Below are 13081 nucleotides of genomic sequence, written 5' to 3'. Positions count from 1 at the left end.
GATTATCATGATTTTTTTCTCCGTTCATAGCGATGACGATAGAGTAACTCTAATTGCCCTCCCGACTCCTGAATAAAGGCAAATTGACGGAGATAAAACCCTCTGAACATATTTGCAAATAAAAGCGTAATAATGGCAACGATTAAGCCAATTCCTGTAGAAATTAATGCCTCGCTAATTCCTTGGGTAACAACTCCAGAATTACTGCCGCCAATTTCCCCAATTTTCAAGGCGGCAAAGGTCCGAACTAGCCCAAAAATTGTCCCTAATAATCCCAATAATGGCGAGACGCTAATAATCGTTTCAAATACGGTATTAAAGCGCTTAAGAATGGGGATTTCGGCTTGTGCGGCAGTTTCGAGGGCGAGGCGAAATTCTTCTGGGTTGGGGCGATCGCGAGATAGTGCTTCGAGGAAAATTCGGGCCATGGGAAATGTACTATTTTCCCGCAAGATTTGCACGGCGCGAGGAGGATCGCTGAGGTATACTTTTAAGACTTCCCGCACAATTGAACGCTGTCGATTATTGATACGAAACCAAAAAATAAGACGTTCGAGAATAAGAGCGATCGCAATTAAGGAAAAGAGAAAAAGAGGTAAGGCAACGATGCCCCCAGAGGTTAACCAATTATCGGACATTTTTGTTTAATTTAGGGTTTATAAATACAAAATGGAACGCGTTTATAAGCAGGCGTTCCATTTTGGCGATCGACATTGGCAGCAAACAAAATATTTGCTTCAGGATAAAATATAAATGCTGCCCCTTCACGCATTCCACCGCAGATAATTTCAATTTCTTTCAATTCTCCGGCATCGCCTTTCACATTAACTTTTTCATGTTCTTGAAAGCCTGCTTTTTTCACATCCCCCGCATTCATTAAGATACAATAGCGATGGGGCATGCCGCGAAATTTATCGGCGGTACGATAGACTACCGTATTATGTTGGGTATAACTGCGCCCGCTTCCTAAAATAAGTATCAAACTGGGGCAATTTTCGGGAATTTTGAAAGATGCGCGATCGGGAAGCGGAGTTATTTTCATCATTGCCCAAGCAAAGACGACTTTTTGAGAGGTTGCGATCGCATAACCGACCTCCTCTATTTCTTCTCGGTTTTTGACTTGACAATCTTGCATCTCAGCAATATCAACGTTTTTAGCTATCACACTATTTTGATGTCACGATTTTACTCGCAATTTACTCAAAATTACCTTGTTTCGGTACTGACCTTTCATTCCCCCGTAGATTGCTAACGGTTTGAATGAGGGGCAAAATTTTCAGAAAGTTGTAAAAAAATGTAAGATGCTATATTATAGCGCTCCCATTCAATGTTGAGAGGTCATTCGTGCCGCCGCAAACTCAATCCCCCAAACCCCAAAAATTGAAAAAAGGAGGACTGTTGAGCGATCGCGGCCTCGAGAAAATCGAACCCGCGATCGCCCAAAGTTATGCCGCACAAAATCGCCAAGTTAGTTATGGGAAAATCGCCCGTCGCGCTAACATCCCAGTCGATCGCGCAATCTCAATCCTCTATCGTCGCCAACCCGAAGATCTCGCAACGATTAAAGCCTTATTTAAAGCCTTCGATCTGAGATTGCGCCGTAGCGATTATCAAATCTTACCGATTGAAGAAGAGCGAGACGACTCTGAAAATATATCTGATGATACAAATATACCTGAGGATTTAAGCAACTCACATTCCTCGCTTTGGGTGGGACGAGAATCTCTTGTTACCAAACTGGTACAGGAATTACAAGGACAGTGCTGGTTGCTGGTTCTCGAAGGAATTGGCGGTATGGGGAAAACAGCCCTTGCAGAACATTTAAGTCAAGATTCTCATTTACACTCAGAATTTCCCTTGGGTCTTCACATCGATTTCCATCATCAACGAGGAAATTTTGAATCCATTGCCCGTCTGGTTTTAGGAGAAGAAATTGCCCAACAAGAACTCTTACAAAGAGGAGAACACAATCTCATTGCTGCCGTTTTAGCAAAATTGCAATTTCAGCCTTGCTTACTTATCCTCGATGGTTTCGAAATCTTACTTGATGAAAACAGAAACTTTAAAAGTTCGACCCTCGATCGCTTTTTTCAAGGCGTGCTGGAACTTTCAGAATTGCGATCGCGTCTTATCTTGACAACCCGCATTCAACCGCAATTGTTTGCGAATTTTTCTCGTCACAAAATGACCGCGATCGCCCTCAAAGGGTTACAATTCTCAACCGTCAAACAACTTTTTATCGCTTGGGGCATACAAATACAAACCCTCACTGATGAAACTTGCCTGAAAGAAATTACAGAAATTTACGAAGGTCATCCTCTAACGCTGAAAATTATTGCTGGAGAAATCCGAGAATACCCGTATTATGGCAATATTCAAGCCTACTGGCGCGACTATGGCTGTGAATACGAAATTGATGTTACCAACATGAACAAGGCTAATCATCCTTCTTCACGCAGTTTGTCAGACTGGGTGAAAATATCCATCGAGCGCACCTGTCAGCGCTTAAATGAAATTTATCCCTTAGCTTATGAATTACTTTGTTTGGGGGCGGCCAATCAACGCGCCGTCGATCCTCAAGGTTGGGGATTTTTAATTGGTAATTTTTCCCCAAAGGAGCAAAAATCCGCTTTAGATATCCTCAAAAGACGTTTTTTTTTAGAAGAAGAAAAAAATCGCTTGACAATTCGGTATTATTTACATGATTTTTTGCGTCAAATTGTGTTAAATCATTTACAGGGCTCTGAATCAAAAGGGGGAAGGAAATGACCGAACTCGAAAAAAAGGTAAACTTTAAAATTTTATCCGAACAAGAAGCCTTAAAAGTTCGGTATCGCCAGACAGAAAAACAATTTGTGTTCCCTCATCCTCCTGTTGAGGAAGACCCTGCAAGTGAAATTCCTGAAAGCGAAATTCCTCTCACTGGAAATCTTTCAGCCCTTGTTCGCTTTATTGAATGTGCCAAACATTGGCTGGGTTTGAAGCGAAATATTACCAATCTGAATGACGAATATCCTCTGCCTAGCTTACATGAAGTTCTCGAAGATTTAAACTTAACAGAAATCGCACATATTCGCTGGGCATTTTACTACTTACAAATATATCAGCCCGATCCTAACGATTCTCAACTAGAAAAAGTACGAGGATATTTAGAAGCCTTCGCTCATCTTTGCGAACTTAACGCTTGGGAAGAAGCCAGTGAAATTTTGTTTCTCCGTTTAGACAATGGAGAAACATTACATCATTGCTTAGAAAATGGCGGCTATTTTCAAGAAGCGATCGCACTATATCAACCTTTACTCGGACAAGTGAATCTAGAAGTTGATGCAGTTTGTTTACAAGGTTTGGGAAATACCTATTATTTGCGCCAAGATTATCAGCAGTCTGTTAAATATTTACAAGACTATCTGGATTGTCTCCAAGAAAAAGCCGAAACCTCTAATCTCGATCGCACTTTTTTGTATTTAGGAAATGCTTATTATTCCTTGGGGAATTATGAGAAAACTATTGAATATTTAGAGCAATGTTTAGAGTTAACTGCCAATTTCGATGAATTTTTCGGATCGGGAGATACATTATTTTGTCTTGGCAATGCTTATTATTCTCTGCAACAGCACCAAGAAGCGATTGAGTATTTAAAACAATATTTACCCATTGCTCGCGATAATAAGCAAGAGCGTATCTTGGCAACAACATTATTGTATTTAGGGAATGCTTACTATTCTTTCCAAAATTATCGCAAAACGGCAGAACACCTACAAGAATATCTCGATATTGTTACTGATGTCGAAGGCGAGCCAGAGATTGAAACGACTTGGCTCGCCATTGGTAGTGCATATTATTATTTACAAGAATACGAACGTGCGATTAAATATTTGCAACAGCATTGTCAACTCCTCGAAGAACAAGATCGACCCATCGAATCAGAAAATATTCTCCTCTATTTGGGCAATGCTCATTACTTTCTCCAAGATTGGGAACGGACAATTCAATATTTACAGCAATATATGGGGGGGATTGAGAAAAATCGTGAGAAAAATCGCAAAACTCCCGCGATCGAGACAACATTATTGTATTTAGGGAATGCTTATTACTATCAACAAGAATACGAAAGTGCAGCCGATTGTTTGCAACAATACCTGACCTTAACAGAAAATAAAGAACGAGTTCGAGAGATTGAAACAACTTGGCTCTATTTAGGGAACTCCTATTCGGTTTTAAAAAATTACGACAGAACGATCGAATACTTGCAACTCTATCTCGATCGCGTCGAAAGTCAAAAACAACAACCCAATCTGACAAAAATATTTTTAAAGCTCGGTCAGGCTTATTATCTTAAAGAACAATTTTCCCCAGCTTTAGAATATTTAAGTCAATATTTAACCTTAACCGAAACAAATCAAGAACAGCGAGAATCTTTTGAAGAAACCTTATTTGCTTTGGGACGAGGATATTATATTCTTCAAGAATACGGCAGCGCTATTGAATATCTCCAACAATATTTAAATCATACGGAAGCGCAAGAGATACCTGTAGAATTAGCAACAACATTATTATATTTGGGGAATTCTTGTTATGCGAGCGATCGCTATCGTCTGACGATTGAATATTTGCAACAATATCTAACTTTAAAAGGGAAAGAAGAAGGGAAAGAGAATTTAGAAATGATTCTCTACAATTTAGGGAATTCCTATTACGCTCTTAAAGATTATACGCAAACGGTGGAATATTTGCAGCACTATCTCGATCTCGCGCGAAAAACCTTGGCAAGACAGGAAATTACGCCAGCAGCGCGATCGCAAGCCATTCCTCAACTTGAAGCCGCGTTGCTCAATATTGGCAATGCTTACGGCAATATGGGTGAGTACAATGCAGCAATTTCTCATTATGAAGAGTTATTGAATATCTCTCGCAATGTCGGCGATCGCCCGTGGGAAGGAAAAGCCGTCATGCAGTTGGGAAATGCTTATTGTGCTTTGGGAAGTTATCGTCAAGCCTTAGAACGATTTGAAGAACATTTGATCGTTTCTGAAGCCTTGAACGATTTGCCCGGTAAAGGGAAAGCTTTGATTAGTTTGGGAATGGCATATTTTTATTTAGGGAACTATCATAAATCAATTCGCGTTTCTCACAAAGCGTTAAAGGTCGCGCGAGCAACGGGAGATAAGTTAGAAGAAGGGCGGATTTTTGGGAATTTGGGCAATGCTTATCATGCTCTGGGAGATAGCGATCGCGCCATGTCTCTTTATCAGCAGCACTGGAATATTGCCCGCATTTCCGGCGATCGCGCCGAACTCGGGACGGCTTTGGGGAATTTGGGGGTGATTTACGGCTTTTTGGGGAATCATACCCAAGCGATCAAACACCTGCAACAAAGTTTGCCGATCGCGCGAGAATTGGGCGATCGTTATGAAGAAGGACGCTTAATCGGTCACATTGGCGAAAGTCACCTGCGCCTTGAAGAGTATGCCGAAGCCCGAGAGCATTTGCAAGAAGCCTTAAAAATTGCGCGAAATATTCAGGCCAGACATTTAGAAGCAGAAATTTTGAAAAATTTAGCACACCTGAATCAAAATTTGGGTAATGTAGAAACAGCGCGGGAATATTGCCATCTGGCTTTAGCGATCGCAACGGAATTGGAACTTTCAGAACTCTCCCTCTATCAAGATTTACAACAGCAACTCAAACCCTCAATTCTCGCGACGGTATGGGAGACAGTATTAGGGCTAATTCAAAAGCGCATTCCCCATTCTCTCACGGGTCAATGATAATCAATTACTAAAAAAATGGGTCAAGAAATTGCGATCGCCACGTATGGATTAACCAAACAATTCGATCGCCGTATTGCGGTGAATGCTCTCGATTTGCAAATTTCCGAGGGAGAAGTTTACGGTTTAATTGGGGCGAATGGAGCAGGAAAAACAACTTTAATTCGGATGTTGGCCGCGATCGAAGAACCGACGATCGGCGAGATTTACATTCACGGCGATCGCCTCTTGCGGAATGATACCAATGCTCGTTTAAAGAAGCGTTTGGGCTATCTTCCCGATGATTATCCCGTTTATGAAGATTTGACAATTTTAACTTATTTGGACTATTTCGCCAGGCTGTACGGACTGAAACAACCCTATCGCCAACGTCGTATTAATGAGGTGTTGGAATTAGTGCAGTTAATCGAGCGCAGAAATAGTGCGATCGCAACCCTTTCAAGAGGAATGAAACAACGCCTCAGTTTGGCACGGACGATCGTTCACGAACCCATTGTTTTATTATTAGATGAACCGGTATCGGGTTTAGATCCCCTCGCACGAATGCAGTTTCGCGAGACGATTAAAACTCTACAAGAAGCAGGGATGACGATTTTAATTTCTTCTCATATTCTCAGCGATTTGGCAGAACTCTGTACGTCCATTGGGGTCATGGAATATGGTTTTTTAGTAGAAAGTGCGCCCTTACAAGAAATTTATAGTCGTTTTTCTCGTCCCCATCTTTTAATTACCGCGTTGGATAATTTAGAACGATTGGAAACCGAGTTAAAAAATTGCCTTTGGGTGGAAAGTTGGCAAATGCTGCGAGAGACTGGAAGCGTGCAAGTTAAATTTTCCGGGACACAGGAAGAGGGTGCAGAGTTTTTAAAAACTTTAGTCGCTGCGGGAATTGCGATCGTGCAGTTCAATTATACCCAAGAAAATTTAGAAAATCTTTTCTCTGCCTTGACTGCAACGAATGCTTAGACATCATTTTTGGGACTCCTCTGGCTCAAAGTTGTTAGCCTTAATTTTCTCATTTGCCCAGAAAACACACCGCAGTTCATTTCTTCTCAGGGTAACTCTTTCTTCTAAGTTTCCGCTATTGGTATCGCGAATTAACTGGAATACATCGTTGCCTTCATCAAAAAGCAAAGCATTCCAAGCTCCTTGCTGTCTGAGATAGTCAGCAGTTTCTATAATACTAGCTCCTCGCCAGTCATATTTGTGTCCGTGAACAAGGAAAAAGAGCTTATCTGTATTTACGATTCCTATGTTCTGTTTCTGAGGATTACCATCTTCATCTTGCGCTTTAATTCCTATCATCGAACATGGATATTGATTAAACAGAAAAAATATCTCTAGCCATGTTTGTCGCCCCTCAGTTATCCAGCGCCACTCCCCAGGCTTGGTGACACTAGAAGAATTATAACTGTAAGTTGAGAATTCGCTTTCTTCTCTTTTAAGCACAATGTCAATCCATTCTTTCGGTGCGCCAAGATATTTAAGATCGAGTTGAATCGCTTGATTGAGTGCGCTAACTCGTAAGTTTCTATCTCCTTGAATTAGTGCCGCTTCTCCCAGCCACACATCATTACGACTGCCCTGATTAAAAAGATTTCTGGGAATTGTACTATAGCCAAAACCCAGAATTCCGGCTCTTCCAGTTTCTGCTCTATAATCCTCGTCTCGATTCAAATTGGGAAGTTTATAGATATGACGAATATCGCTAAACTCTCGAATTGCAGAATCAAGACGAATATCGTTATGAAGGGTTTTACCTTCTTGACATAACTGTTGTCCGTATACGGCAAATTCGATGAGATGACCGATAGGATAGCTGGAAGATGCCTCATTGCCCTGAAGAAATACATGACTATCAGGCGGTCCAACGATTAAGGAAGGAGCATTAAATTGCACCCTTGCGATTTGATAAGGATAAACAACTCTAGTTTGGTTAGCGATATTTATTAAATCAGGATTATCCCGATCGCATGACCATTTTATTAAGCAAGTATAAGACCTGTTATTAAGTGGTTCTTCTGGAGTATGAAGTAAATTCCAATTGCGATTATGATTATGATTACCCTGATAACTATTTCCCGAGACAAAAGCAACATTCCATTCATTCATTGTCAGATCGCCACATCCTTGCATTAAAACTATCTCACCCAGATTTTTATCCTCGGCATTTTTTTGGTGAGATTGAGTTCTTTCTAATACGACCAATAAACGCAGGTATTTTTTTAGGTTATATTTAATATCCTTTTGAAAAGCTAATGCGTTTCTGAGCGTCACAAAGTTGGTGATATAGCCAGGCCAGCTTTTTGAAAAAAGAGCGTTAATCGAAGATAGAGCCTCCTGTATTTTCTGGTTGAGAGGAATATTACTAAATATTTGACACAAATCTATGTATAAAAAATCGAAAAAATCGAGAATATCGTAAACAAAGTTAACTACATCTACTATCAAATTAGGAGCATTAAAGTCAGGAGCAGAAGGGATATTTTTTGGTAAAATTTGAGGATAGTAACGCCGAAGAACTGCGCGAGCATCATTTTTTGCTGTTTTTTCTCCTACTAGCTCTTTATAAATGATATAGTTGGCAGCAAAACGATAATAGATGCTGCGAAGATGAAATTGCTTCTTGTCCTCTGTAATATAATATGACCCAATTCTTTGTAACTCTGGATCTGTAGTAGAACTACCTGGTTCTTCGGGATCTTCCATGAAAGGAGAACTATCGCCTTTTCTTTGAATAATCGGTCCTTTTTCCAGTCCGGCTGAGTAGGATAGATGTAAATCGAATTTGTTTGGCGTATCGATGATGACGAGATTTGACTGTTCGGGAGAATTTCTTCTATTACTTCCCGGTAGTCCAGCAGGCGAACGTTGGATTCCAGGCTCTCTTTCGTCTTCCCAGACGGCATCTATTGCAGAGAAATGTGTTTGAAACCAGTTTCTTTCTTCGTTCACGATCTCCTCCTTTAAGGATTTAAACCTTAAGTCAATTACCCGGAGATTAAGATAAGGAAGAGTTTCCCGTACCTATCACAGAAGCAAATTAATACATTTCTGTTTTCTCTTCCTCATCTCGAAATATTTTTGCTATCTGCCTTTTCTCTTTAATTTATCATGAAGGAATAAAAATTCGCGATCGCTTTTTACATAATGATACTGAAGTTTACAAATCTCAGGAAAAGTGAGATTGTTACTATTCTCAAGATCGCCTCTGCCAATGATTAAGTCCGAGATTAAATCATACGCACAAATTCTAAAGAAATCTTACCAAAAAATAAGCAAATTTGTTGAACGCGATACAATTGGCAGCCCCAGCAAAGGTTAATCGTGTAGATGCGATCGCACTCTGACCCAATTTTGACTACAGGAGTTCATTAAATGATAAAAATCGCTAAATTTTTGATGGGATTGTGTTTGGGATTTCTCATCCTTGCGATTCCTTTTAACCAATTCCAAAGCGATCCCCTCGATCCCTTAGAAAATATCGCCGTACAACTGGACGGACGGAAAAAGCCCCTCGACACCGTCGCCCGAGAAACTATCGCCCAAATTCACGGACGTACCCGTTATACCCCCACAGATGGGCAAAAACTGGACTATCTACAAACTTATCTTTCCCTCTGGTTTAACGATCGCGACTGGAACCAAGAACCCTTCATTCTCTTCAGCTATCGTCCTCTCAAAGAACAAGTCGGACTCGATCCAGACCAAAAATATTTTACCTTCCAAGAACTGATTGTTTCTGATGCAAGCAAAGCGATCTTCAACGCGCACCAAAAAGAAGCAAATAATAGCGAACTTACCCGAAGCGATCGCGAAGCCTTCACCCTAGAAAATCGCCTCGCCCTCATGTATAACACCGTATCCAACCAAAATCTCCCTCTCGTCCCTCATCCTAACGATATTAAAGGCACTTGGGCGAGCATTTCTACCGCCGAAAACGATTACTCTCGCGATCGCCTTCAACCCGTCCTCAACGACTACGAAACCCTCAAACAAACCTATCGCAGTCACCCTAACGATTTTGATGCGATCGGGGATATTGCTCGAATTTTACGCAACAATTTAACCCAACTCAGTCCTAATATCTATCCGCCTGCAAAAACACTGGCGCGAGAAACAAATTTTTATCATTTGCACCCCTTTGCTAAAGCATGGAAACTCTATACACTCGCTTTTGTTCTCATGCTGTTGGTTACTCTCTTCCCTGTTTTTGAGTTCTACTGGGGGGCAATGGGAGTATTTGCAAGCGGTTTGGGTATTCATGCTTACGGTTTCCTCGATCGCATGGCCATCGCCGGGCGACCTCCCGTGACGAATATGTACGAGTCGGTAATTTGGGTGGGTTTTGGAGTCGCCGCGATCGCCTTTCTCTTTGAACTCTTTACCTTCACCCGTCCGGCAAAAACTCCCGATAGTCTCAAACCCTCTGCTTTTGTTCCTCACCTTACTCCTCGAACCATTCGCGCCAAATATTATCTCCTCGCCGCCGCCCCTCTCTCCGTCATTTGTTTGCTTTTAGCCGATAGCCTTCCCGCCGTCCTCGACCCCAGTATTAGCCCCCTCGTCCCCGTCCTGCGAGATAATTTCTGGTTGAGCATTCATGTCCCGACAATTACCCTCAGTTATGCGAGTTTTGCCCTTGCTTTAGGATTGGGTCACATTCTCCTCGGTTACTATTTCTTTGCCCCACAAGCAAAAGAACGCATTCGCAGCCTTGCAAAATGGAATTATGGCGTTCTACAAGTGGGAGTTTTACTGTTAACAGCAGGCGTAATTTTAGGTGGGATTTGGGCGCACTTTTCTTGGGGTCGCTTTTGGGGTTGGGATCCGAAAGAAACATGGGCATTAATTGCCCTTATGTGTTATGTTGTTCCCCTACACGGTCGCCTCGTCGGATGGTTGGGAGATTTTGGCATGGCAGTGACGAGTGTTGTCTCATTCAATGCAGTTTTAATGGCATGGTATGGCGTTAATTTCGTGCTAGGCCAAGGATTACATAGTTATGGGTTTAGTACGGGAGGATCGGAGTTAATTGTCGGTTCTATTGTGGGCTTGGATTTGTTATTTGTTTTAGTCACAGCGATTAAATATAAAGGTTGGTTTACTCAATCAGTCACCAGTCATTCCTCTATTTCTGACTCCCATCTTGACCCAGAGAGGGTTGAAGAGATATCAACCAATCAGCAACAACTAACAACAAAATTATGAACCGTCGTGAATTTATGAGTTGGGTTGGTGTGGGAATGTTTGCAAGTTCTTTACCTATTGTTCTGGCAGCTTGCAATTCTAGTCCTGAATCTTCCCCCAGTCAAAAAACAGAGAAAAAACTCGATACTTCCCTCCGAGAAGATGGCTTTCAAGCCTTGGGAACAGTGGAAAAATTAGCGGAAAAAGGATTTATTACCGATAAAAGAAATGCGGCTAAATCTGTCATTATTTTCCGATATCCGGATACCGGAGAAATTGTTGCTTTCGACTCCATGTGTACTCATCAAGGGTGTTCTGTTGAGTTTAATCCTAACGAAAAGCTATTAATTTGTCCCTGTCATAGTTCAAAATTTGCGCTTGATGGTCGAGTTGTCGCCAAACCAGCCCAAAAACCTCTAACCCCTTTTGAAATCAAGCAAGAGGATAACTTGATTCTTGTCAAGGTCAGTTGAGAGTAATTTGCATTATATCAATTCAAAATTTGCAAAAGGATGCGGAGTGCGATCGCATCCTTAATTTTTGTCAAAATGACTTGCAATTTTTTCGTAGCAAATATTACTATTAGATGTAGAAACAGTAAATTTCGATACAAAAATTTTTTAATTCGCATTCACCCCCAGCAACTGAAGATGGCAATATTCAACAGTAATGAAGTTCTCTCGAAATTAAAAGGCGGACAATCTTTGACTCGCGCTGAGTTAAGCAATATCAACTTACAGAGTTTGAACCTCGATCGCGCTTCTTTTGTTCGGGCTTATTTGCGATCGGCGAATTTTTCCCATGCTTCTTGCCAAGAGGCAGATTTTACCCATGCTGCCTTAATGTGGGCAAATTTATCTCATGCCAATTTAGCACGCGCCCGCTTGTACAAAACCAGACTCAATCAGAGTAATTTGAGTCATGCAAATTTGCGAGAAGTTATTGCGATCGCAGCCAATTTTTACGGGACAACTTTAAATCGTAGCGAACTTTCTGCGGGACAATTTGAACGGGCGGATTTTCGAGAAGCGACGGGAGAGGGAACGAATTTTAGCAGTGCCAATTTGACGCAGGCGAATTTAGGGGCAGTCAGCTTTATTGACGCGAATTTTAGTCATTCTCGCATCCTTCATGGCAGTTTGGAAGGGGCAACATTAACTCGCGTGGCGATCGCGGGAGGAGATTTAGAAAAAGCGAATTTGACTCGCAGTGTTTTGCAACAAGTTGACTTAACGGGAGTCCATGCGATCGCGGCTAATTTCCGCGCTTCTGAATGGAATGAAGTTAAGGCAACAGAAGCAGAGTTTGTCAGTGCCAGTCTGGAAAATGTAGTATTAAAAGACGTTAATTTAGCCCGCACTTCTCTCTTTTCTGCTTGTTTGGAAGGGGCGAGTTTTACGCGAGTCGATTTGACCGATGCAAATTTACAATATGCCAATCTAGAAAATACTCTTTGGGAAGATATTAATTTTTCTAACTGTAATGTTTCTGGTGCTGTCTTTACCGACGCGCAAGGGTTAAGCGAAGAACAAAAAATCTGGTTGAAAAAACAAGGTGCTTTGAATATTCCTGAATAATTTCCATAAGGTAGAAAATTCCTACCCTTTTTTATTGTTCTGGGTATGGATGTAACAAATCGCCAACATCGTTTCTAAGATCGTCAATATATCCATTTATATATCCATTTAAAGCCATACAAGAATTTACTTCTGTTGATTTCATTCCAGATCCAAAAACAGATTTTATCGCTTTATCGCAATCTTTAACCAAAACAATTTTCTCCCGCACAGCTTCAAACCCATCGGCTGTAATATTTTTGAGAACGAGTTGTTCGAGACACCAAAGTCGATGAATTAAAGAATCTTTAATTACAGGCATTTCAATCTTGGCTAAGGCTCTAAGAAATCTTTTGTCACCTGTAAAAAGTTGAGCAGATTCGTCTTGTTTGAGGATTGCGATCGCATAACTGGTTAAAAGAGCTTCTCCCGGATCTATATCTTCATCAGTTCGATAGTGCTGTAAATAAATCTGAATTTATTAGATCGGAGTCTAATATAGAAGGTAATTCTTCACATAGTTGAACTGTCTTTTCATAGTTAACAAACTTATCCTCTGATTTGCAA

At 41.1% G+C, this 13081-nt stretch carries 10 protein-coding genes; 6 read left to right on the top strand and 4 right to left on the bottom strand.

Going from position 1 to position 13081, the window contains the following annotated elements; translation table 11 throughout:
- Window positions 1–5: 5 nt before the first annotated feature.
- Both AC6RV6_RS18000 and AC6RV6_RS17995 read right to left on the bottom strand, forming a co-directional pair.
- Window positions 6–638, bottom strand: coding sequence for a MotA/TolQ/ExbB proton channel family protein (locus AC6RV6_RS18000; RefSeq protein ID WP_500242258.1), 633 nt, complete (start codon window positions 636–638; stop codon window positions 6–8).
- An 11-nt stretch (window positions 639–649) separates the two neighbouring features.
- Window positions 650–1135: a molybdopterin dinucleotide binding domain-containing protein gene (locus tag AC6RV6_RS17995; protein ID WP_500242257.1), complete on the bottom strand. Its 486-nt coding sequence runs from the start codon at window positions 1133–1135 to the stop codon at window positions 650–652.
- 209 nt (window positions 1136–1344) lie between these two features.
- Between AC6RV6_RS17995 and AC6RV6_RS17990 the strand changes: the two genes are divergently transcribed.
- Genes AC6RV6_RS17990 through AC6RV6_RS17980 form a run of 3 tightly spaced genes read left to right on the top strand, consistent with a single transcriptional unit; the run spans window position 1345 to window position 6734 of the window.
- Window positions 1345–2769, top strand: a complete 1425-nt coding sequence (locus AC6RV6_RS17990) for an NACHT domain-containing protein (protein WP_500242256.1) — start codon at window positions 1345–1347, stop codon at window positions 2767–2769.
- Window positions 2766–5768 carry a tetratricopeptide repeat protein gene (locus tag AC6RV6_RS17985; protein ID WP_500242255.1) on the top strand — a complete coding sequence of 1001 codons (3003 nt, stop codon included), beginning with the start codon at window positions 2766–2768 and terminating at the stop codon, window positions 5766–5768. Before AC6RV6_RS17990 ends, AC6RV6_RS17985 begins: the two co-directional genes overlap by 4 nt.
- A gap of 18 nt (window positions 5769–5786) precedes the next feature.
- The gene (locus tag AC6RV6_RS17980) at window positions 5787–6734 is read left to right on the top strand and encodes an ABC transporter ATP-binding protein (protein ID WP_500242254.1); all 948 of its coding nucleotides are present in this window, start codon (window positions 5787–5789) and stop codon (window positions 6732–6734) included.
- A 3-nt stretch (window positions 6735–6737) separates the two neighbouring features.
- Here the strand turns inward: AC6RV6_RS17980 and AC6RV6_RS17975 are convergent, their stop codons facing one another.
- Complete coding sequence (locus AC6RV6_RS17975) at window positions 6738–8723, bottom strand: hypothetical protein (protein ID WP_500242253.1); 1986 nt, start codon at window positions 8721–8723, stop codon at window positions 6738–6740.
- 423 nt (window positions 8724–9146) lie between these two features.
- Here AC6RV6_RS17975 and AC6RV6_RS17970 point away from each other — a divergent pair, with 423 nt between their 5' ends.
- The 3 genes from AC6RV6_RS17970 (at window position 9147) to AC6RV6_RS17960 (ending at window position 12535) form a co-directional block, all read left to right on the top strand.
- The gene (locus AC6RV6_RS17970; protein ID WP_500242252.1) at window positions 9147–10979 is read left to right on the top strand and encodes a cytochrome c biogenesis protein; all 1833 of its coding nucleotides are present in this window, start codon (window positions 9147–9149) and stop codon (window positions 10977–10979) included.
- Complete coding sequence (locus AC6RV6_RS17965) at window positions 10976–11431, top strand: Rieske 2Fe-2S domain-containing protein (protein ID WP_500242251.1); 456 nt, start codon at window positions 10976–10978, stop codon at window positions 11429–11431. The genes AC6RV6_RS17970 and AC6RV6_RS17965 overlap by 4 nt, the downstream gene beginning before the upstream one ends.
- A 177-nt stretch (window positions 11432–11608) precedes the next feature.
- Window positions 11609–12535 (top strand): pentapeptide repeat-containing protein, encoded by a 927-nt coding sequence (locus AC6RV6_RS17960; protein ID WP_500242250.1) that lies wholly within the window; start codon window positions 11609–11611, stop codon window positions 12533–12535.
- 31 nt (window positions 12536–12566) lie between these two features.
- Here AC6RV6_RS17960 and AC6RV6_RS17955 read toward each other — a convergent pair whose 3' ends face one another.
- The gene (locus AC6RV6_RS17955; RefSeq protein ID WP_500242249.1) at window positions 12567–12836 is read right to left on the bottom strand and encodes a hypothetical protein; all 270 of its coding nucleotides are present in this window, start codon (window positions 12834–12836) and stop codon (window positions 12567–12569) included.
- Window positions 12837–13081: the final 245 nt, after the last annotated feature.

The organism is Spirulina sp. LEGE 11439 (assembly GCF_059821285.1).
This window is presented reverse-complemented; position numbering and strand designations above follow the sequence as displayed.